The sequence below is a fragment of the Antrihabitans spumae genome, from assembly GCF_043944905.1.
Lineage (GTDB): Bacteria > Actinomycetota > Actinomycetes > Mycobacteriales > Mycobacteriaceae > Antrihabitans > Antrihabitans spumae.
The window spans coordinates 121,994-143,840 of the sequence record NZ_JBIMSN010000008.1 but is presented as its reverse complement, the minus strand read 5'-3'; the positions used below and the strand labels follow the sequence as shown (position 1 = coordinate 143,840).

19 protein-coding genes and 1 pseudogene are annotated in these 21,847 nt (G+C 63.2%); 11 read left to right on the top strand and 9 right to left on the bottom strand.

Features of this window, described 5'->3' with window-relative positions; translation table 11 throughout:
- The first annotated feature begins 98 nt into the window (after positions 1-98).
- Positions 99-692: a TetR/AcrR family transcriptional regulator gene (locus ACHIRB_RS02530; RefSeq protein ID WP_395126568.1), complete on the top strand. Its 594-nt coding sequence runs from the start codon at positions 99-101 to the stop codon at positions 690-692.
- Positions 693-707: 15 nt separating this feature from the next.
- Here the strand turns inward: ACHIRB_RS02530 and ACHIRB_RS02525 are convergent, their stop codons facing one another.
- From ACHIRB_RS02525 to ACHIRB_RS02505, 5 genes are all read right to left on the bottom strand, one after another.
- Positions 708-1,049, bottom strand: coding sequence for a UBP-type zinc finger domain-containing protein (locus ACHIRB_RS02525; protein WP_199704389.1), 342 nt, complete (start codon positions 1,047-1,049; stop codon positions 708-710).
- Positions 1,033-2,496, bottom strand: a complete 1,464-nt coding sequence (locus ACHIRB_RS02520; RefSeq protein WP_395127594.1) for an ATP-binding protein — start codon at positions 2,494-2,496, stop codon at positions 1,033-1,035. The genes ACHIRB_RS02525 and ACHIRB_RS02520 overlap by 17 nt, the downstream gene beginning before the upstream one ends.
- Complete coding sequence (locus ACHIRB_RS02515; protein WP_395123859.1) at positions 2,493-4,187, bottom strand: NAD(P)/FAD-dependent oxidoreductase; 1,695 nt, start codon at positions 4,185-4,187, stop codon at positions 2,493-2,495. The genes ACHIRB_RS02520 and ACHIRB_RS02515 overlap by 4 nt, the downstream gene beginning before the upstream one ends.
- A gap of 110 nt (positions 4,188-4,297) precedes the next feature.
- Positions 4,298-4,456: a hypothetical protein gene (locus ACHIRB_RS02510; protein WP_395116478.1), complete on the bottom strand. Its 159-nt coding sequence runs from the start codon at positions 4,454-4,456 to the stop codon at positions 4,298-4,300.
- Between the two features lie 196 nt (positions 4,457-4,652).
- A complete protein-coding gene (locus ACHIRB_RS02505) occupies positions 4,653-5,264 on the bottom strand; it encodes a TetR/AcrR family transcriptional regulator (RefSeq protein WP_395123860.1) in 612 nt (203 codons plus the stop codon).
- Between the two features lie 98 nt (positions 5,265-5,362).
- Between ACHIRB_RS02505 and ACHIRB_RS02500 the strand changes: the two genes are divergently transcribed.
- The 3 genes and pseudogenes from ACHIRB_RS02500 (at position 5,363) to ACHIRB_RS02490 (ending at position 8,054) form a co-directional block, all read left to right on the top strand.
- Entirely contained in the window at positions 5,363-6,961 is a 1,599-nt protein-coding gene (locus ACHIRB_RS02500) for an MMPL family transporter (protein WP_395123861.1), read from the top strand.
- A gap of 12 nt (positions 6,962-6,973) precedes the next feature.
- A pseudogene (locus ACHIRB_RS02495) lies at positions 6,974-7,489 on the top strand (MMPL family transporter); the annotation flags it as partial.
- 112 nt (positions 7,490-7,601) lie between these two features.
- Positions 7,602-8,054: an SRPBCC family protein gene (locus ACHIRB_RS02490; protein WP_395123862.1), complete on the top strand. Its 453-nt coding sequence runs from the start codon at positions 7,602-7,604 to the stop codon at positions 8,052-8,054.
- Here ACHIRB_RS02490 and ACHIRB_RS02485 read toward each other — a convergent pair.
- On the bottom strand, positions 8,029-8,739 hold the full coding sequence (locus tag ACHIRB_RS02485) for a TetR/AcrR family transcriptional regulator (protein ID WP_395123863.1): 711 nt from the start codon (positions 8,737-8,739) through the stop codon (positions 8,029-8,031). The genes ACHIRB_RS02490 and ACHIRB_RS02485 overlap by 26 nt on opposite strands.
- 116 nt (positions 8,740-8,855) lie before the next feature.
- Between ACHIRB_RS02485 and ACHIRB_RS02480 the strand changes: the two genes are divergently transcribed.
- Positions 8,856-9,236, top strand: coding sequence for a gamma-glutamylcyclotransferase family protein (locus ACHIRB_RS02480; RefSeq protein ID WP_395116469.1), 381 nt, complete (start codon positions 8,856-8,858; stop codon positions 9,234-9,236).
- A gap of 10 nt (positions 9,237-9,246) precedes the next feature.
- Here the strand turns inward: ACHIRB_RS02480 and ACHIRB_RS02475 are convergent, their stop codons facing one another.
- Together ACHIRB_RS02475 and ACHIRB_RS02470 are read right to left on the bottom strand one after the other, a co-directional pair.
- Positions 9,247-13,458, bottom strand: a complete 4,212-nt coding sequence (locus ACHIRB_RS02475; RefSeq protein WP_395116467.1) for a molybdopterin-dependent oxidoreductase — start codon at positions 13,456-13,458, stop codon at positions 9,247-9,249.
- Between the two features lie 60 nt (positions 13,459-13,518).
- Positions 13,519-14,208: a hypothetical protein gene (locus ACHIRB_RS02470; RefSeq protein ID WP_395123864.1), complete on the bottom strand. Its 690-nt coding sequence runs from the start codon at positions 14,206-14,208 to the stop codon at positions 13,519-13,521.
- A gap of 236 nt (positions 14,209-14,444) precedes the next feature.
- On the opposite strand from ACHIRB_RS02470, the gene ACHIRB_RS02465 reads away from it, so the two are divergent.
- Together ACHIRB_RS02465 and ACHIRB_RS02460 are read left to right on the top strand one after the other, a co-directional pair.
- On the top strand, positions 14,445-15,203 hold the full coding sequence (locus ACHIRB_RS02465) for an SIMPL domain-containing protein (protein ID WP_395123865.1): 759 nt from the start codon (positions 14,445-14,447) through the stop codon (positions 15,201-15,203).
- A gap of 10 nt (positions 15,204-15,213) precedes the next feature.
- Positions 15,214-16,368, top strand: a complete 1,155-nt coding sequence (locus ACHIRB_RS02460) for a PQQ-dependent sugar dehydrogenase (protein ID WP_395123866.1) — start codon at positions 15,214-15,216, stop codon at positions 16,366-16,368.
- A 5-nt stretch (positions 16,369-16,373) separates the two neighbouring features.
- Here the strand turns inward: ACHIRB_RS02460 and ACHIRB_RS02455 are convergent, their stop codons facing one another.
- Positions 16,374-17,405: a beta-ketoacyl-ACP synthase III gene (locus ACHIRB_RS02455; protein ID WP_395123867.1), complete on the bottom strand. Its 1,032-nt coding sequence runs from the start codon at positions 17,403-17,405 to the stop codon at positions 16,374-16,376.
- A gap of 253 nt (positions 17,406-17,658) precedes the next feature.
- Between ACHIRB_RS02455 and ACHIRB_RS02450 the strand changes: the two genes are divergently transcribed.
- The 4 genes from ACHIRB_RS02450 (at position 17,659) to ACHIRB_RS02435 (ending at position 21,846) form a co-directional block, all read left to right on the top strand.
- Positions 17,659-17,931 (top strand): GlsB/YeaQ/YmgE family stress response membrane protein, encoded by a 273-nt coding sequence (locus ACHIRB_RS02450; protein WP_395116457.1) that lies wholly within the window; start codon positions 17,659-17,661, stop codon positions 17,929-17,931.
- Between the two features lie 148 nt (positions 17,932-18,079).
- On the top strand, positions 18,080-18,793 hold the full coding sequence (locus ACHIRB_RS02445; RefSeq protein ID WP_395116455.1) for a phosphatidylserine decarboxylase: 714 nt from the start codon (positions 18,080-18,082) through the stop codon (positions 18,791-18,793).
- Complete coding sequence (gene pssA, locus ACHIRB_RS02440; RefSeq protein WP_395116453.1) at positions 18,790-19,665, top strand: CDP-diacylglycerol--serine O-phosphatidyltransferase; 876 nt, start codon at positions 18,790-18,792, stop codon at positions 19,663-19,665. Before ACHIRB_RS02445 ends, pssA begins: the two co-directional genes overlap by 4 nt.
- 6 nt (positions 19,666-19,671) lie before the next feature.
- Positions 19,672-21,846: an AAA family ATPase gene (locus ACHIRB_RS02435; protein WP_395123868.1), complete on the top strand. Its 2,175-nt coding sequence runs from the start codon at positions 19,672-19,674 to the stop codon at positions 21,844-21,846.
- The last annotated feature ends 1 nt before the right edge of the window (position 21,847 follow it).

Genomic DNA, 21,847 nt, shown 5'->3' with positions numbered 1-21,847 from the left:
TGCTGCCCCTTTCTTCGACTGTTCGATCCGACGTTTGCGATAGTAGACGACCGGTCAACTATTTTGCAAGTATAGTTGACCGGTCGTATACTCGCCTCATGGGACGGACAAGTGATGCGCGCGAGCGGATACTCGATGCCGCGTGCACCCTCATCCACACCCGCGGCTACGTCGGGATCGGTGTCGCCGAAATCTGCACGAAGGCCGACGTGCGGAAAGGCAGCTTCTACCACTACTTCGAGTCGAAACAAGCTCTGACGCTCGAGGTCGTAGACCTGCACTGGCAGCAACAGCGCGCCACGTGGATCGCAACGCTCAGCACCGACGACGAGCCGCTACAGCGTCTGGAATCCCTGCTGCGACTGCAGATTGCAGCCCAACGAACCGCACACGACACAGACGGCCACATCGACGGCTGCCTCCTCGGCAACCTGGCACTCGAACTCAGTAATCAGGACGGCAGCGTTGCAACGAAGTTGCAAGAAGTATTTGCCGATCAGATCGCTCTCGTCGCTGCCGTACTCGCCGAAGCCGCCGCACAGGGCGCCATTCCCGAGTCGAACGCAACCGTCGAGACCGCGCGCGGGGTGGTCGCGCAACTCGAAGGCCTCGTCATGTTCGCAAAACTCAGCAACGATCCAGCCATGCTGGACGGACTGTGGCGCAACACGCTCGGCCTCCTGCGCGCCTGACGCGTTACCCGTCGTTCAGTGCAGTAGGCGTTGCCAATTCGCAGGAACTCGACCTTCGGGTCCGGGGGCAGGCTGATCGAGCGGATGGTGCGTCGGTCCGGCCAACTCCGGACCGTCGTAGGACTGCTTGGTCTCGAAGTTCCAGTACCAGTCCTCGCCAGGCTCGAAGCTCTGCATAAAGGGATGACCGGTCTCGCCCGCGTGCTTCGTCGCGTGCTGAGCGGGCGACGAATCACAGCAGCCGATGTGCCCGCACTGAGCACACCGACGCAGGTGGAACCACCAGCCACCACCAGCACCGCATTCGACACACCCGGGGCCGCTCGGCGGCACGGCGGGATCAATTCCCTTCGTCATCGTCACGCTCTCTTTCTGGTGCGGTCAACGGCAGCCGAACGATGAACCGTGTGTTGCCCGGCTCCGACTCGACTCGAATATCGCCGTGATGTTTGTTGACGACTATTCGGAACGAGATATCTAGACCGAGGCCGGTGCCCTCACCGACGGCTTTCGTGGTGAAGAACGACTCGAAGATTCGGCTCTTGATCTCGTCCGGAACGCCGGTTCCAGTATCGCCGATCTCGATTGCTGCGCAGTCGTTTTCGAGGTATGTGCGAATCGTCAGTGTGCCGCCATCGGTGTCCGCCATCGCACCGACCGCATTGTCGATCAAATTCGTCCACACCTGATTCAGTTCCGCTGCATAACAGGGGACGGGAGGGAGACTGCGGTCGTAATCCTTGACGACCTCTATCGAATCGCCGATCTTACGAGCGAGCATCACCAGCGTGCTGTCGAGCAACTCGTGCACGTCGACCACCTGGAACGGCGCCCGATCCATCTGCGAATACTGCTTGGCGGCATTGACCAGCGACGTGATGCGAGTAGTCGAATCGCCGATTTCGTTCATCAGCAATTCGGTTTCGATCGTGTAGTTCAGCCAGCGGATAGAACCCTCGAAAACGAAGTCCTGCGTATCGGCGAGCGTCGCCTCGACCCGATCCAGCCAATCGGTGTCGATACCGGCCTGCACGAAGGTCGGCGCGAGATCCCATCCGCCGCTGATGTTGTGCTCCTCGAACCACTCGCCTAGGGCGTCCTCGCGGTCGGATTCTTCCATCGGCGTGAGAATCGGCGCTTTTGCGACCTGTTCGGCCGCCTGCTCCTGCAGCGTGATCAACGCTTCCATCGTCGCGGGCGAGAACTTGCCCTTCGCGATCATTCCGAGTTTGTGCCGCATGCCCGCCACCCGCTCGCGTAGCAACGAGGTCGCCCGCACCGCGGCAGCCGCGGGATTGTTCAATTCGTGCGTCAAGCCGGCCGAAAGCGAACCGAGCGCCAACAACCGTTCCCGCTGATCGATGATCATGCGCGAGTTGCGGTTTCCGAGGAACACACCTTCGAGTAGGTGCACCGCCATCGGAAACCATTCCTGCATCATCCGCGCGAACGTGCCTGCGTCGAGCACGAAGAAGCGCGCCGTCTTCCGCACGTACATCGAACCGCCGTAGGTCTGCTCGACCCGATCGCCGAGGTAGGCACCCCATGCACCGGCATAGGCGCCGGCGTGGTCGGAGCGCACGGTCTCGATCTCTTGGCCACCGGAGAGTTTCGTCAACGCGATCTCGCCGCTGATCATCACGTAGAAACAGGTCGCGGGATCACCTTCGTGATACACGGGTCCCGGTTCGATGACCTCGACGTGACCGTCACGGCACAGCCAGGCCAACTGCTCGTCGTCGAGCTTCTCGAAGAGGAACAGGGTCCGCAGTTCCTCTGGATCACATACGGTTTCGGCGCTCATGGTTTCGCCAGATATCTGTGTACGAGCATCACTGCCATGGCTCCTTCTCCGACGGCCGACGCGACGCGTTTCGCCGAATCGGCGTGAACATCTCCGGCGACGAAGACGCCGGGAACACTTGTCTCCAAATGATGTGGCGGTCGTTCCAGCGGCCAACCACGTGGTCTGCCACCGTCGATTGCGAGATCGGGACCGGCGACGACGTAGCCACGCTCGTCACGGACGACCACACCGTCCAGCCATTCGGTCCCCGGCGCGGCACCGATGAACAGAAACAGCCACTGCGCATCGACGGTCTCTTCGGTATCGGTTGCGTTGTTCCGCAGCGTGATTCGTTCGAGGTGATCGTCGCCGGCGACAGTCGTCACCTCCGAACACGATCGAACCGTGATGTTGTCGATGTTCTCGATCTGCTGAATCAGATAGTGCGACATGGAATTTTCGAGCGACGGTGCGCGGACGACGATCGTCACCGATCGCGACGTTCGCGAAAGGTACACGGCCGCTTGGCCTGCAGAGTTCGCCCCGCCGACGATGTAGACGTCCTCGTTGGCGCAGCGTGCTGCCTCCGTCATGGCCGACCCGTAGTACACACCCCGCCCCGTGTAGTCGTCGATGCCTGGCGCCGGATGGCGCCGGTACATCACGCCCGTCGCGACGATGACCGTGTGGGCATCGAGCGAATCGCCGTCTGCAAACCGGACGGTTCGTGCAGCCCCACGCACTTCGAGTCCGACGACGTCGCGAGTGGTGATGACTTCGGCACCGAACTTCGATGCCTGCCTGCGGGCGCGATCGGCAAGCTGGGAACCGGACACCCCGTCGGGAAATCCCAGGTAGTTCTCGATACGCGAGCTCTGCCCGGCCTGGCCGCCGGTTGCGGTCCGCTCGACGAGGACCGTACGCAAGCCTTCGGACGCGCCATAGACGGCCGCTCCGAGACCAGCGGGTCCGCCGCCGATGACGATGAGGTCGTAGAAGTCCTTGGAGGGAGTTGTGTTCAAGCCGACTCGCGTAGCGAGCTCGGCATCGGTCGGTTCGATCAGTGCCTCACCCTCGGCGGTGATCACGACGGGACAGTGATCGGCGTCGGTCCCTGCGGCTTCGAGCAAGCGCGCACCCTCCGGCTCATCCGACATGTACCAGCGGTAGGGCAGCTGATTTCGGGCGAGAAATTCTCTGACCTCCGACGATCGCGCAGACCATCGATGCCCGACGATCTTGGTCTCCGTGATCGGTCGGTGCTCTGTGCACAGCCACGCTTCGAGTTGCGCATCGATGACCGGGTACAGCTTCTCTTCCGGCGGATCCCACGGCTTCAGCAAGTAGTGATCGAGGTCGACCACGTTGATCGCATCGATGGCGGCGTCGGTATCTGCGTAGGCCGTCAGCAGGACCCGACGAGCATATGGATGGAGATCCATGGCCTGCTCGAGAAATTGAATGCCATCCATTCCGGGCATCCGATAGTCGGCAACCAGGATCGCGACTGGTTGGCCGCGCAGCTTCATTTCGCGGAGCGCATCCAATGCGTCGGGGCCCGATTGCGCGCGGACAATGCGATATTTTTCGCCGTAGCGGCGACGGAGGTCGCGCACGACCGCACGGGAAACTCCCGGATCGTCGTCGACACTCAAGATTGCTGGTTTGACTGCTGCGGGTGAATCATTACGGTCGCGAGGTGCCGTCACCCTACGAGTATGCCGACCAGCGCACTCGAGTATGCCGACCAGCGCACTGTCGCAGCTAGTTGTCACGCTCACAGCGGAATCGGACACTACGTCGATACCGAACCCGCAGCTCAGACGCGGTGGTGCAGTACCTGATCGAGTTCACGAGCAGTGAGTAGCCGCTCGAGCTTTTCACTCGGCCACTTCTTGGGCCTGCCATGCATACGGGCGGACTCGAGCAGCGGTATGGATTGGGCTTCGTGGCGACGCAGAATCGAATGTATTTTCACGACCGATACTCCATATGTAGCGGGTTGGTGATGTGTAACTGGTTGGTGCATTCACATATCCATCGCTGATATTGCTCCGATTATTACGTGTTACGCGTGAGACACGCGGGAAGATTGTTAATCAATTCCACTTTTGCGAATGCGGTTTGCAGTCATGCGGCGCTGGCTTTGTGCCAATACACCGCGGTCTGGTTCGTCATCCTCGGATAGCCCGCACGCCCTCGGCAATCTGGCTGACAGCACGGTTCAGGATGTCCTGGATGGGCTGCTCGTCCGAGGCGATCCAGTGCCGGATCGCCGCATGGACGCCCCACACCGACTGGGCCGCAAAAATCTTGACCTGTAGCTCGCCGACGTCTTCGAGACGGTCGCGGAGGATGTCGCACACCTGCTGCTCGATGTCGACCAGAAGCCGTAGTTGTCCCATCCGGACGTCGGGTTCGCTGACGACGTAACTCATCCGCCGTCTGATCCGCTCGACCTCGGCCGGGTCCGCGAAAATCTCACCGATCAGCAACGGCGCAGCTGTGACGACGGTGTCGTACAGGTCGCCGACAGTAATTCGCCGCTCGCCACCAGCCATCCGAACGACCTCGAAAATCTGCGGGTCGTACTCATCCCAGAGCACCAACATTTCCTTGGTGCCGAAATACCTGTAGATCGAACTCGCAGACACCGCGGCCGCCCCGGCGACGCGTTCCACGGTGACGGCCGTGTAGCCATGTTCGTCGAACAACGCCAAGGCCGCGGTCTGGATGTCGCGCATTGCCTGGAGCTTCCTGCGCTCCCAGGCAGACGGTCCGGCCATGCTCCTAGCCTACGCCAATTTCTGACAGTCACTTGCAGGTTGGGCGAACTGACCCTAGAGTCCGTACCAGACAGTCACTTTCAGAATTGGGGAATTCGATGACGCTCCAACTCGAAGAGCGGCCCGCTATCGGCTACCGATGGGGCGGATTCGTCGCACGACGCCGCTGGGCCGTGCTCGGCGCCTGGATCGTCCTCATCGTGCTCGGCGGGCTGTCCACGCCACTGCTCAACTCCGCACTCCAATCCCCCGACTTCACCGTGCACAATGCCGACTCGGCTCGGGCGAGCGAGCTCACCACCAAGCACTTTCCCCAGTTGGGCGACGGCCAGGGTGTCATCGTCTTCGACTCGCCGACGTTGTCGGCAGACTCACCGGAGTTCCGTTCGGCGGTCACCGACGCCGTCGAACAAGCCCGCTCCGCCCAAGGCGTTGGCAACGTCGTCGGGCCATTCGACGCACTCGGCGGACAGATTTCCGACGACCGGCATGCAGCGTTGGCCGTCGTTGCCCTGACTGGTACCCCGTCGGAGCGCGCAATCACCGCGCGAAAGTTGCAAGACGACCTGACCGCCACGAACCACCCGAACATGACGGTTGGACTCACCGGAATCGCCGCGCTGCAGAACGATCTCGTCGACATCGAAATCGGCGACATCACCAAGGCCGAGGCGATCGGCATCCCCGTCGCCCTGCTCATCCTCGTGTTCGCGCTCGGCGCCGTCGTCGCAGCAGCGCTTCCGATCGGGGTCGGCCTTGCGGGTCTCGCGCTGACGACGGGACTCCTGTTCCTGCTCTCCGGAGTCACCTCGATCAACGTGCTGACAGTGTCGATCGCATCGATGATCGGCATCGGGATCGGCATCGATTACGCGATGTTCATCGTGAGCAGGTTCCGTGAGGAACTCGCACGCGGCAGGGGGGTGACCGACGCAATCGGCATCGCGATGAGTACGACAGGCAAGACCGTCGTCGCGTCCGGGCTCATCGTGACCATCGCGCTCGGCTCGCTCGTCGTCATCGACGCGCCGATCTTTCGCGGTATCGCCCTCGGCGTCGGGATCTCGATCGTGTCGACAATGCTTGTCGCACTGACCTTCCTGCCCCCACTGCTCGCCGTCCTCGGGCCGAAGGTGAATCGTTGGGCGCTACCCGCACGCTTCCGGCCTGCCGAAGTCACCAACACGACGGAAACCAGCAGGTGGGCGCGGTGGGCTCATCTGGTCATGGCTCGGCCGGTGCTGTTCGGTGTGGGTGCGACGCTCGTGCTGTTGGTCGGCGCTGCGCCGCTCACGTCGATGTCGCTCGGTATCGACATGGGAATGGCGTACCTCGACAAGACGCCGTCGGGTGCCGCTGCGCAGACGGTGTCGACGAAGTTTGCCCCGGGCGCGCTCGCGCCGCTGACCGTCGTCTCGACCGACGGCGCCCGAAACGTCGACCAACTCGCGGCACAAATCGCTCGAGACGACAGGGTCGCGAGTTCCTTCGTCCAACGTGCAGACGGGCAAGCTCTGATCGTCGTCATTTCCGAGACCGCCACCGACAGTCCCGAAACGTCCGAACTCGTCGCACAACTACGCCGCCAGGCCGGCTCCGACTACGCCGTCGGCGGGCCCGCCGCAGAATTTCTCGACCTCTCCGACGAGATCAACGCCAAACTTCCTGCGGTCATCGGATTCGTGCTTATCGTGTAGTTCGCGTTCCTCGTCGTCGTGTTCCGCAGCATTCTGTTGCCGGTGAAGGCGATCCTCATGAATCTGCTGGCCACCGGAACAGCCCTCGGACTCACCGTGGCGATCTTCCAATGGGGGTACGGGGAATCGGTGCTCGGCTTCCACAGCGTCGGATTTCTCCAGGTCTTCCTGCCGACCATCGTCTTCGTCGTGTTGTTCGGCCTATCGATGGACTACGAGGTCTTCCTGATTCGTCGAATGAAGGAACGTTGGGACGCAAACGCCGACAAGTCCGACGAGGGAAATCGCGTCGCTGTCGCAGAAGGGCTTGCCATCACCGGCCGCCCGATCACCGCGGCCGCCGCCATCATGGTCTTCGTATTCGGCAGCTTCGTGACCGCGAGCGTGCTGGAACTCAAGCAACTCGGGCTGGCGCTTGCGGTCGCGGTCGCGATCGATGCGATCATCGTTCGAATGATGCTCGTGCCTGCGTTCATGCGGCTGTTCGGGCATCGGAACTGGTGGCTGCCGAGCCTACGTCGGTCATGATCCAGCACCTCCCGCCCATATCCGAAGTCGACGGGTTGGGAGTATGTTACTGCGAGTATCAGGTTCACCCCTGATGCAACGCATCTGTACAACGAGACAACGGAGTCATCGCGTGCCGAAGAACCTGCAGTCCTCCATCGACGTAGCCGCCACACCCGAGCAGGTGTGGACAGTAGTGGCCGACCTCAAGCTGATGCCCGAGTGGAGCCCGCAGTGCCGCGTCATGCAGCCGCTCGGCACGGTGCGCGAAGGCACCCGAACGATCAACATCAATCGTCAAGGCTGGAAGTTCTGGCCGACGACCGCCAAAGTCGTCCGTTTCGAGCCGAACAAGGAAGTCGCCTTCCGCATCGTCGAGAACCGCACGATCTGGTCGTTCGAACTCGAACCGACCGCCGGTGGTACGAAGCTCACCCAACGTCGCGACGTCCCTAACGGCACGTCGAAGATCTCGCAGGTTGGCATCGACAAGATGCTCGGCGGTAACGACAGCTTCGAGAACGAACTCGTCGACGGCATGAATTCGACGCTGGCGAAGATCAAGCAGGCGGTAGAACAGCGCTGATCGACCGATCGAGCAGCGCCTGAGCGGTTTCGCGGAGGCGCAGCGAGTCACCGGTCCAGCCGAGCACGCGCACCGCCGCCTCCGGTATCAGGGCGGGCGCGTGCTCGGGCGAAACGCCGTCGTCGGACCGCATGTTGATCACCGTCTCCACCAGCCGGAACGGTAGGTATTCGACGCCAAGCAACGCGTCTTCTCGATCCGCGGCGGTTGGGCGAGTGTCGGCGATCACCTGACGCGACACGACCGCGTAGAGCTTGCGGAGTTCGTCTCGACGCAAGCGAAACGACTCGAATCGCTCGGTGCGCAGTTCCGGCAGCAGATACAGCGAGCCGAGGTTCCACCGGTTTGCGCACAGCTGACGTGTGTCGAACAGCGCGAGGGCGTACAGCTTCGACGCGGCATCGCCAGATTCGGCGAGCAACTGCGCTGCGAGCGCAAGCGGTTCGGCGATGGTCTTCTCGAGTAGCGCGTCGAGAATGTCGTCCTTGGTGCCGAAGTGGTGATATAGCGACGCCTGCCGTATGCCGACGGCATCGGCGATCCGCCTGGTCGAGGTATTCGCGTAACCGCGGTTGGTGAACAACTCGGCGGCGGCGTCGAGTATCTCGGCGCGGGGGGTGCCGCCTGGACGCCGACGCTGCTCGAGTCGCGGACGGCCGGGACCAGGGTTCACCACGTGCCCCATTCTGGCACTACCTGCGAGCAGGCACCCAGCGAGCGCATAGCTGTGCACGCGAATCCGGGTCGCGGGACCTGAACACCTATGCGCTCGGTTGACGGGTCCAGCGATATCGTTCAGCGATGGTCGACAACCACCTCGAATCGGATATGTCCGCGTCGTCAGCGACGACGGTCAGGCTGTTCTCCTATGGGACGCTGCAGGATCCGACCGTTCAGGTCGAGACGTTCGGCAGGCTGCTGACCGGTACGAACGATCGACTAGCCGGCTACGCAACTCGGATGCTGACCATCACCGACCCCGACGTCCTCGCACTCAGCGGCGCTGCCGAACATCCGATCGTTGTCGCAAGCGACGATGCAGCCGACGGTGTGTACGGGACGGTCTTCGAGATCACACCTGAGGAGTTGCACAGCGCTGACACCTACGAGGTCGACGACTACACCCGCGTCGAGGTTGTGCTCGACTCCGGCACGCGGGCCTGGGTGTACCTCGCCGTGTGACTGTCGGCGATCAGTACACGTCTCGCACATAACGTTTGTCGGCGACCAGCTTCTTCTTCAGCGACAGTGCCGCCTCGTCGGACAGGTTGCCGTGAATCCGAGCGATGCGCAGTAGCGCGTCGTCGACGTCCTTTGCCATTCGCGTCGCATCGCCGCACACGTAGATGTGGGCACCGGCCTCTACCCACCGCCACAGCTCAGCACCGTGCTCGATCATGCGGTCCTGCACATAGATTCGCTCGCGCTGATCGCGTGAGAAGGCCAAGTCGAGCCTGTTCAGGAAGCCCGCGCGGAACAACTCTTCCAACTCGGACCGATAGTAGAAATTGGTCGCCTTGTGCTGATCGCCGAAGAACAACCAGTTTTTACCAGAGCACCCAAGTGCCCTGCGCTCCTGCAGGAACCCACGGAACGGCGCTATGCCGGTGCCGGGGCCGATCATGATCATCGGCGTTGCAGGTTCCGTCGGCGGCCGAAAGTTGGGTGACCGCTGCAGAAAGATCGGGACCTTCGTGTTCTCCGCCCGATCGGCGAGGAACGTAGAGCAAACTCCACCGCGACGCGGATCGTCCTCGCGCCCGAAGCGCACCACCGACGTCGTCAACTGAATTTCCTTCGGACTCACCAGCGGACTCGACGAGATCGAATACTGCCGCGGCTGAATCGGTTTCAGCACCGACAACCAGTCGCTCGCTGTCGCTGCGACTGGGAACGCACGGATGACGTCGACGGCATGGCGACCCCACAGAAACTTGTCGAGCTCGTTTTTATTGTCACGTCGAAGCAGTTTCGCGAGCTTGGGGTCCGGGTTGCGTTCGCCGATGAACCGAAGCAAATCCGGCGTGACCTTGCAGATGTCCAAACTCGACTGCAGCGCGGTGCGCAACGGGGTCTGGTCACCGTCGATCTCCATGACGCGATCGCCGTCGACACCGGTCACCTGCAGCCAACTTGTCACCACTGCTTCGTCGTTGACCGGAAAGATCCCGAGTGCGTCGCCCGCGTCGTAGGTGACATCGAACTCGGAGATGTCGAAGCCGAACTGCCGCACCTCTTTTCCGGACGATTCGACGGTGAGTCGTGAATTGCGTACGAGCGGTGCATAAATCGGTTCGGATCTGGTGAAGAACGGCTTCGGCGCGCCGACGGCCGGCCGGATCCGGGGGCGGGTGATCACTCCGCCCCGCGGAACTACCGCTCGCGTCGGTGAAATCGGTTGCGCAGGTGCGTCGTTGGTCGTTTCTGTGGCGCTGGCAGCCAACGCCGTCACAACCTTGGTCAACCACTGCCGGAACGGTTCTTCGTAATCGGGTTCGGAATCGACGCGCGGCAACAACGGTGTCGCGCCGAGTGCGCTCAATCTGGTGTCGACGGCTCGACCGTGGCCACAGAAGTCGTCGTAGGACGAGTCGCCCATCGCAAAGACCGCGTACCGGACGCCTTTCATAGTCGGGGCGTCGTCGGCGCTGAGTCTGCTCCAGAAGTCGGCGCCGTTGTCGGGCGGACCGCCGTCGCCGAAAGTGCTGGTGATGACGAAAAGATCTTGTGCACGGGCCAATTCGCTGAGCTCACACGTGTCCATGTCGACAAGGCGCGCCGAGAACCCCAACGACTCGAGTCGATCCGCGCACTGGGTCGCGCATTCCTCGGCATTGCCTGTCTGTGATGCCCAAAGCACGACAACGGATCTGGACACATCAGCCGGTGCCACGGATGGCGATGCAGCGCCCGCCGCGGCGGTCCGCGAATAGGTGCCCGCCAACATGCCGTCGACCCACAGCCTGATCGACTCGGAAATCGGTGCGCCGCTCGGCAGTACTGGTACCGAAGTCGGCGGCGCAGCTTGAAGTCCATTGAGAAAGCCTGCGAGGTAGAGCTTCTCGGAGTCCGACAGCACAGGCGGTGCGATACTGCCGATCCCGAGCGCGGTCGCGATCGGGCTGTGGGCGATCAAACTCTGGGCGATCGGGCTCTGGGCGATCGGGCTCTCGGCGACCACGACCTGTGGCTCGGCGTCTGCAGGTGCGGCAACGGGGGCCACTCGACGCAACGTCACTGCGCAGGCCTTGAATTCGGGCTGCAGCGAGTCGGCGTCGACGGCGTCGTTGGTGACGGCGTTGATCGTGAGGTACTCGCCGTGTTCGTCGTTCCAGTGGAAGGGCGCAAAACAATTGCCCTGCCGGACACGATCGGTGACCACGGCCGGAAGGACAGCGCGCCCGCGGCGGGACGCAATCTCCACCTGGTCTTTCGGTTTTATACCGAGCGCCGCCGCATCGATCGGGTGGATCTCGACGAACGGTCCCGGGTTCAACTTGTTCAGCTTGGCGACCCTGCCGGTTTTGGTCATCGTGTGCCACTGATGTTGCAGGCGGCCGGTATTGAGCACCCACGGATACTCGTCGTCCGGCATCTCCTGTGCAGGCATGTGTGGCCGCGCGAAGAAGTTGGCACGTCGGCTCGGCGTCGCAAAGGCGAGTCGAGGATGTGTTCCGTCGGCATCGACGAACAAGGTCTGACTGACGCCGTCGTTGAGGTAGCGAATCGGGTGGCGATCGTTGTCGTCGTCGGGTGGACACGGCCACTGCAGCGATGTCGTGCGCAGACGTTCGTAGCTGACACCGCGAAGGTCGTAGCCCGTATTCGGATTCGAGAAGAGCTTGATTTCGTCGAAGATCTCTTCGCTACTCGCGTAGGTGAAGTCCTTCTCGAATCCCATGGCAGCGGCGACCTGGGCGATTAGTTGCCAGTCGGGTCGGGCGTCGCCGGCCGCCTCGATCGACTTCGGCAGCAACGTCATGTTGCGCTCGGAGTTCACCATCACCGCGTCCGATTCCGCCCACAGCGTCGCGGGCAGGATGATGTCGGCATACGCATTGGTCGCCGTATCGATGTAGGCATCCTGGGTGATCACCAACTCGGCCGTCTCCAGTCCGGCGATCACCGTCTTTCGGTTTGCCACCGTCGCAACGGGATTCGTGCAGATGATCCAGCAGGCCTTGATCTTGTCCGCGGCCAGTTGGGTGAACATGTCGATGGTGCCTGGGCCGATGTCCGTTCGGATCGTCCCGGGTTCGAGTCCCCACTTCTCTTCGACGAATGCTCGGTCGTCCGCCGCGACCGACGACCGCTGGCCAGGCAAACCGGGCCCCATGTAGCCCATTTCGCGACCGCCCATCGCATTGGGCTGACCGGTGAGCGACAGCGGCCCGCTGCCGGGTCGGCAGATGGCGCCGGTTGCCAAGTGCAGGTTGCAGATCGCGTTGGTGTTCCAGGTCCCGTGGGTGCTCTGGTTCAAACCCATTGTCCAGCAGGTCATCCACTCCCCTGCCGCGCCGATCAGCTCGGCGGCGGTGCGAATGTCCTGGATTGAGAGTCCGGTGATGTCGGCGACGCGCTCCGGTGTGTAGTCGGCGAGGAACTCCGGCATACCTGCCCAGCCGTCGGTGTGCGCGGCGATGAAATCCTCGTCTATCCGACCGTTTTCGACGAGCAGATGCAGTATCCCGTTGAGCAGTGCCAAGTCTGTGCCCGGCGCGATCTGCAAGAACAGGTCAGCCCTGTCCGCAGTGGTCGTGCGGCGCGGATCCACGACGATCAGCTTCGCGCCCGCTTTCAGCCGTTCGGCCATCCGCAGGAAGAGAATTGGATGGCAGTCGGCCATGTTGGCACCGATGACGAAGAAGAGGTCGCTCGATTCGAAGTCGGTGTAAGAACCCGGTGGGCCGTCCGCGCCGAGCGACTGCTTGTAGCCGGTGCCCGCGCTCGCCATGCACAATCGCGAGTTGGATTCGATGTGAACGGTGCGCAGGAAACCTTTGGCCAGCTTGTTGGCGAGATACTGCGCTTCGATCGACATCTGCCCCGACACGTACAGCGCGACAGCGTCGGGTCCGTGCTCGTCGACGATTCGCCGCAAGCGCTCGGCGGCGTCACGTATCGCGTCGTCGACGTCGACGGCCTCCGGTTCACCACCGCGCGCGCTTCGCACGAGGGCGGTTTCCATTCGACCGGTTGCCCGCATCATGTCGGCATGCGTCGCACCCTTGGTGCACAGTCGACCGAAGTTCGTCGGATGCAGCTTGTCGCCGGACACCTTGGCGATGAACTTGGCGCCGCTCTTCGGGTCCTTCTGTGTGTCGACGACGATGCCGCAGCCGACGCCGCAGTACGAGCACGCGGTCCTCGTCCGTTCGGTGTCGTCGATGGTCACGCCCGCCATCGTGACGCGCTGACGTTTCGGTGAGGTTTCCGGAGCGTAGAACAGGAGGTCACACCTCGCTCACCGATCCGATATCGCAGCTGAGAAGCGATCCAGGTCACACCGACGCCGCCACCTTCGCACGACCACAAAAAGCACCACCACCGGGATCCCGACGAAGCTGACCACAGTGCCGATCCGGTCGTCGGCACCTGCAATAGCTCCGATGGATACGAGACCTACAGACCAGAGCAACGCTGACAGCGAACTCAACCCAGCGAACTGCTGGTAGCGGATCGGCGACAGTGCAAGAAATCTCGGTGCCAGCGTGCGGGTACCGCCGAAGAGCGGCGCCCCGAACGACACAGCACGTGGGGCCCGGTCCGACATCCGCTGTGTAGCAGCGACCGCACGCGAGAGTCTGCCCCTGGTCAATTCGTCCAGACCTCGCGGGACTTCGAACGTGACCAACTGTTCGCGCGCCTGCAGGAACGAATACTGAGTGCCGACCGTGGTCGCGACGGCGACGACACCTATTGCCGGCAGCATCGGCACCGTTCCGATCCCGACGAGCATGCCGAGGCTGAGCACGATACTGGAACCCGGAAGCAGAACTCCTACAACGGATCCCGACTCCACAAGAAGGATTGCGGCAATCACGGCGAGCAGCAGCGGCACTGAAACGGACGACGCGACCACCTCGAGTCCGGCTGCGATGTCCATGACGGCTCCGATCAAAACCGGGCAATACTCGCCACCGGAGGCAAGCATTTTCGAAACCCTGGCACTACAATAGTAGTGGAAACACTACAAAAGTAGTATCCCTTCGGTTCGGCGTCACGAACGGGCTCTCACTGTCGCGATCCGGCGCTGAAAGCAGCACTGGAAGCCCGCTCGAGCTGTTCGCCGGCGACGCACCCTCACAAATCCGGCACACGATTTCTCTACACTCGAGGTCGGGTCCGGGACGACGGCCGAATCGCGGCATCGACGGAATGAGGGGCGTTATGAAAACTTGCACACCGCAGGCTTGCAAAACACAGGCTCGTAGAACGAGAGCGGCGATCGGGGTGGCGGTGGCCGCTGTCGCGGTGCTCGGATTGAGTGGCTGCACAAACTCCGACTCGGGCGACGGCGGAGACGTCACCGTCGTCGGCAACGGTGAGGTCCGCGGTACGCCGGACATTCTTAATGCGACGGTCGGGATCGAGGTCAGCGCCCCCGACGTCGCGGGTGCGGTCTCGACCGCCAACGAGCGGGCCAACGCCATGGTCGACGCGCTCTCGGGTAGCGGCGTAGCGAAGGAAGACATCCAGACCAACCAATTGTCGGTCTCGCCCCAGTATTCGAATCCGGGACCGACCGGCGGTACCAGCACGATCACCGGATATCAGGTGACCAATTCGGTCCGCATCGTCGTCAGAGATCTGTCCAAGGCATCGGACGTGTTGGACAAGGCGGTCAAGGCAGGTGGCGACAACGCGCGACTCAATGGCGTCTCGTTCGACATCGACGACAACACCCAACTGCTCGCGGACGCGCGCGAGCGTGCTTTCAACGATGCGAAAGCCCGAGCCGAGCAATATGCAGAGCTCTCCGGTGAATCGCTCGGTGACGTCATCACGATCACCGAGGTTCGCGGCGACACTGCGATCCCACAACCGCAAGTACAGCGCGACACCCTCGAAGGCAGCGCCTCTTTCGCGCTCGAACCGGGGCAGCAGAAGGTGAGCTTCCAGGTCACCGTCAAATGGTCACTCGACTAGATTGGATTTCATGCGTGCACCGCAGTTGGCACTGACCGGACTTTTCGCGCTCGCCTGTGCCACTGCGTGCGGCACCGATCAGCCCGTGAGGGCGTCGGCCGCCCCGCCGTCGTCGTTCCCTGCTCTCGACGTGGAAACCGTCATGGCGGGACTCGATCATCCGTGGGATGTGGTGACCGCACCGGACGGGACACTGCTCACCGGCGAACGCAGCGGGCGGTTCGTCGCGTTGCGGCCCGGCGGGCAGCCGACCGACGTCGCCGCCGATCAGACCGATCTGTTCGCGTCGGGCGAGACCGGCCTGATGTCGATCGCCCTGGCGAACGACTTCGACAGCTCACGAAAGCTGTTGACCTGTCAGGGTTTTCAGTCGGGCGACACCAAGGACGTCCGAGTGCAGACCTGGACCGTCGACGACGCGTGGACCAACCTCACTCGAACGGGCACGTTGATCGACGGGTTCCCGATCAACTCCGGTCGGCATGGCGGTTGTCGTCTGCTACCGATGGACGACGGCACCATGTACATCGGTGTCGGCGATTCCGCACGACCGACGGTGCCGCAGGATCTCGGCTCGCTCGGCGGCAAAGTGCTGCGGATCGACGCGAACACCGGACGCCCGGCGGCAGGCAATCCGTTCCCCGACAGTCCGATTTTCACCGTCGGGCACCGCAACGTGCAGGGGTTGGCCCTACGTCCGGGCACCGAGAGCATCTTCGCGGTCGAGCAGGGCAGCTCGCGCGACGACGAGGTGAATCTGCTGCGCAGCGGCGGCAACTACGGATGGAAGCCCGACCGAAATCCCGACCGGTACGACGAGTCCGTTCCTATGACCGACCCCGAACGGGTGCCGGGCGCGATCGGTGCGGTGTGGTCGTCGGGTCCGTCGACCATCGCGACAGCAGGCGGCACCTTCGTCGACGGCGACGCCTGGGGCGACTGGAACGGTGCCTTGGCGGTCGGTGTGCTGAAAGGCCAGGAACTACTGCTGCTTCGACTGTCCGACGATGGCAACAGCGTCGCCGACGAGGTCTCGCCCACCGAATTGGACGGTACGGTCGGCAGAATCAGGTCTGTCGCCGCGCAGCCGGACGGGTCGTTGCTGCTGACGACCGACAACGGTTCGGACGACAAGGTGCTGCGAGTTACCCCGCGCGCGAGCTGAGCAGGTCAGACAGGCACACCGGGCAGAGAGACGACCTGCGACGCGTAGGAGAGTCCGGCGCCGAATGCGATGAGTAGCGCGGTGTCACCCGGCTTGGCTTCGCCTTTGCGCAGCATCGTGTCCATCGCCAACGGGATCGAGGCTGCCGAGGTGTTGCCCATTTCTTCGATGTCGTTCGCGACAGCGCAGTTGTCGGGCAGCTTCAGGATCCGTGCCATCACTTCGGTGATTCGGCCGTTGGCCTGATGCGGGATGAGCGCGTCGAGTTGCTCGACCGCTACCCCTGCTCGATCCAACGATTCCCTGCAGACCTTCTCCAGCGAGTGCGCCGCCCAGCGGAAGACGGTGGTGCCTTCCATCGTCAGGTAGGGCCGACGCGCGTCGAGGCCGAGAGCTTCGATCTCTTTGAAGAACCCGACCCAATCCTTGGTCTGCCGGATGGCGTCGGACTTGTCGCCCTCCGATCCCCACACGGTCGGGCCGATGCCGTTGACCTCCGACGGTCCGACGACGACCGCTCCGGCGCAATCACCGAAGAGGAACGCCGTCGTGCGATCAGTCATATCGATTGTGTCGCTGAGCTTTTCGACACCGACAACGAGTACGTGGCGAGCGGTGCCCGACTTGACCATGTCGGCAGCGAGGCTGAGACCGTGACAGAAACCCGCGCAACCCGCGGAGACGTCGAACGCGGCCGTTGTGTTCATACCCAGTTCCGTTGCGATCTGCGGGCCGGCAGCCGGCGTCAGCAACATCCAGGTCGAGGTGGCAACAACGACGCAGTCGACCTGATCGGGAGCAATGCCTGCCGATTCGATGGCGATGCGCGAAGCGTCGACACTCATCGAGACCACCGTTTCATCGGGGCCGCAGAACCGCCGGGTCTTGATCCCCGACCGCGTCCGAATCCATTCGTCGCTCGAGTCGATCGGTCCAGCGACCTCGTCGTTGGTGACGATTCGAGAGGGTCGATACACGCCAAGTCCGAGGATCGCGGTGTGCTTGGCACCCGAGATGGCAGCGATTGAGGCCGGCATTGGTTCTCCTAGCAGGTTCTCCCGGCAAAAAGTGAGGCTCCCTCATATTCTACCCGGCGGTAGTGAAGAGCACCATCCAGGGATCGATTGCCGTGGAGGGTTTGCGCAGCGTTTGCCTGGGGTATGCGGACTCGATGGTCGCAACGACTGCAGTATCAATGATGCGGTGCAATCGTCGCGGGTGTCGAATATCGTTGACCGGTAAGCACTGTCGCATCACTGAAGATGCGACTAGCCAACTGAGGAGCCTCACATGCTAGGACTCGGAATCATCGGCTGGATTATCATCGGCGGTCTTGCTGGCTGGATCGGCAGCAAGATCATGAAGACCGATGCCCAGCAAGGAATCTTGCTAAATATCGTGGTGGGCGTCGTCGGCGGTCTACTTGGCGGCTTCCTACTGAAGTTGCTTGACGTAGACGTCGAGGGTGCTGGCCTCTTCTTCAGCTTCTTCACCTGCCTCGCGGGTGCGTGCATTCTGCTATTCCTCGTCAAGCTGGTCACGGGGCGGCGCAGCCGCGTCTAGCCAGCTGCCGCACAACCGCGCACCTGCACCACCAACCGGGCCGCTCACGTAAAGTGTGGGCGGCCCGTGTTGTTTGGATTACACCTTGTTCGTTAGCACTCAGTTCCTTCAGCACGGCGACCCTTGTTCAACGACGTTAGAGGAGCCCGTGGCCCGCCGCCCAACGCCGATCGGCACTCCCCCGGAAACGGGGATCAACCACTTCGTCGAACTGATTCGCTCGACAATTCCTCCGCTGCACCCCGCTGGCCTGCCCTTTGTCGTCGGACCCCTCGCGGTCGCCGGCCTCGGTCGCAAACACAGATGGGTTCGCAATGCGGGTCTCGTAACAGCAGGCGCATGCGCCGCATTCTTCCGCCACCCGAGCCGCGTCTCGCCGACCCGTCCAGGCGTTGCCGTTGCTCCGGCCGACGGCGAGGTCGCACTCGTGGACACCGCGGTTCCGCCTGCGGAACTGAATCTCGGCGACACTCCGCGTCCGCGGGTGAGCATTTTCCTTTCCGTGCTCGACGTCCACGTGCAACGGACCCCTGTTGCCGGCACGGTCACCTCGATCACGCATCAGAGCGGCAAGTTCCTCTCCGCCGATCTGGCAGAAGCCAGCGAAGTGAACGAGCGCAACAGCATGCTGTTGGCGACCGCCGAGGGGCACGAGGTTGCGGTCGTGCAGATCGCCGGTTTGATCGCTCGCCGGATCGTCTGCAACGCCAAGGTCGGTGACAACCTCGCACTCGGCGAGACCTACGGCCTCATTCGCTTCGGATCTCGCGTCGACACCTACTTTCCGGTGGGGACGCGCCTGCAGGTCGAGCGCGGTCAACGTGCCATCGGCGCCGAGACGGTGCTGGCCGAGCTCCCATGAGCGCCAAGTCCATCAAGGGTCGAGCGCGCCAGATAAGACCGGTACGCCTGCTGCCGAGCGTCATCACGGTGATGGCGCTTTGCGCTGGACTCTCCGCGGTGAAGTTCGCACTCGACCACGATCTCCGCATCGCGTTGGCGATGATCGGTGCCGCAGCGGTGCTCGACACCCTCGATGGACGTATCGCCCGCCTGCTCGACGCCACATCGAAGATGGGCGCCGAACTCGACTCGTTGTCGGACGCGGTGTCCTTCGGCGTCGCGCCGGCACTCATCCTCTACACCGCGCTGCTGGAACGGAACGCCAACGGCGGCTGGATCATTGCCTTGATCTTCGCGGTGAGCATCGTGCTACGACTTGCTCGGTTCAACACCCTCAACGACGACGACACCCGACCGAGTTATGCGAGGGAATACTTCGTCGGAGTGCCAGCTCCGGCGGGGGCCTTGATCGCGCTGTTGCCGATAGCCATGTTCGCCGAGTTCGGCGACGGCTGGTGGGCCAACTTCTACCTGGTCGCGGCGTGGACGATCTTCTCCGCGGCGTTGATCGTGAGCCGAATCCCCACGCTGGCAATGAAATCGGTGTCGGTGCCGCCTCAACTCGCGGCCGTGCTCCTGGTTTTCGTTGCCATCGCGGCGGCAGCACTCGTCGTCTATCCCCTGATCCTGCTGATGGCGCTTGTCGGGATCTACCTCGTGCACATACCGTTCGCGGTCAGGTCGCAGCGCTGGGTCGCCGCACGACCCGAGACCTGGGATCGCAAACCCGCAGAACGACGCGCCGAACGCCGCGCGATCCGACGGTCCTCGCCTGGTCAGATTCGGCGATCGTCCGCACGACTGCGGCTTCGCAGGCCGAGCGGCGAGTAGCGGCACGTGCCCGAACTCGCGCTGACCGCCCGCCTCAACAACTCGGCCGCCGACACCCGCCGCGGGGTCGTACGCCTTCATCCCGAAGTGCTCACTGCACTGGGCCTGCGGGAATGGGACGGGATCTCGCTTGTCGGGTCCCGCCGCACCGCCGCGGTCGCCGGCATAGCACCGGCAGGTACGCCCACCGGCACAGCGCTGCTCGACGACGTGACCCTGTCCAACGCAGGCATCAAGGAAGATGCGTCCGTCGTCATCGCGCCCGCGACGGTCTTCGGCGCCAAGCGAGTGTCGGTGAGCGGATCCGCATTGGCGACACACTCGATCTCGGCTGCCACGTTGCGGCAAGCGCTGCTCGGCAAGGTCGTCACCGTCGGCGACACCGTGTCGCTGTTGCCACGCGACCTTGGTCCTGGCACGAGCACCGCCGCTGCCACACAAGCGCTTTCGCGTACCTTCGGCGTCGCCTGGACCTCGGAACTGCTGACCGTCACCGCACTCGATCCGTCGAGGGGTCCGGTCAGCGTGCAACCCAATACCGCGGTGGTCTGGGGATCGGGTGAGAACAGGACGGCGGTCGGTGCGAGCGGGACGTCGATCACCCCTGCGTCGGCTCCCGCGATGCCCGCCGTGGCAGTGGAGGATCTGGTCGGTGCGCAGGTCCAGGCTGCAAAGCTCACCGAATGGCTCGGACTTGCACTCGACGAACCCGAGTTGCTCCGCACGCTGCGCGCGTCCCCACATCTCGGCGTGCTCATCACCGGTCCGGCCGGGGTCGGCAAAGCAACGCTCGCCCGGTCGGTGCTCGCTGCACGCAACGTCGTCGAACTCGACGGTCCGACCGTCGGCGCGACCGACATCGGCTCGCGATTGCGGGAAGTCAGCGAAGGGGTCGCTGCGGTGGCGACCGGAGGGGTTTTGCTGATCACCGACATCGACGCATTGCTGCCGAACGAACCCGAGCCGGTTGCGACGCTGATCCTCGACCAGATTCGCGCAGCGCTCCGCACGCCCGGTGTTGCGTTCGTGGCGACCACCGCACATCCGGACGCGGTCGACGAAAGGCTCCGCGGACCCGACCTGTGCGATCGTGAACTGGCGCTGAGCCTTCCGGATGGCTCGGTCCGAAAAGCTCTGCTGGAGTTGCTGCTTCGCAAGGTTCCGACCGGAGAATTGAAGCTCGACGAGATCGCGTCACGGACACCCGGTTTCGTTATCGCAGATCTCACGGCACTCTGTCGCGAGGCCGCGTTGCGCGCCGCCTCCCGCGCCAGTAAGGCACACGAGGAACCCGTACTCGAGCAGGCCGACCTGCTCGGTGCTCTCGAGGTCATCCGCCCGCTGTCGCGTTCCGGCACAGAGGAACTCGCGATCGGCAGCCTCACCCTCGACGACGTCGGCGACATGGTCGAGACCAAACAGGCGCTCACCGAAGCCGTGCTGTGGCCGCTACGCCACCCCGATTCGTTCGCGCGACTCGGTGTCGATCCGCCGCGCGGGGTCCTGCTCTACGGTCCGCCCGGTTGCGGTAAGACCTTCCTCGTCAGAGCACTCGCGAGCAGCGGTCAGTTGAGCGTGCACGCAGTCAAAGGTGCCGAACTGATGGACAAGTGGGTCGGCGCATCGGAGAAGGCCGTACGTGAATTGTTCCAGCGTGCAAGGGATTCGGCACCCTCGCTGGTATTCCTCGACGAAGTCGACGCTCTCGCGCCGCGTCGGGGACAGAGCTCGGATTCCGGCGTCGGCGATAGGGTCGTCGCCGCTCTGTTAACCGAACTCGACGGTATCGAGCCGCTACGCGACGTCGTTGTTCTCGGCGCCACCAACCGGCCCGAACTCATCGATCCCGCGTTGTTGCGTCCAGGACGGTTGGAACGACTGGTCTTTGTGCCGCCGCCGAACGCCGAAGCGCGGCGCGACATTCTGCGAACGACGGGGCGATCGGTGCCACTGGCCGACGATGTCGATCTCGATGCGCTCGCCGACGATCTCGACGGCTATTCAGCTGCGGATTGCGCTGCGCTGCTGCGTGAATCAGCACTTGCCGCGATGCGGCGAAGCATCGACGCCGCCGATGTGACGGCAGCCGATGTCGCCGCAGCACGCAAAGCTGTCCGGCCATCACTCGATCCGGTGCAGGTAGCCGCCCTTGCTGCCTACGCCGAAAACCGCTCCGGCTGAA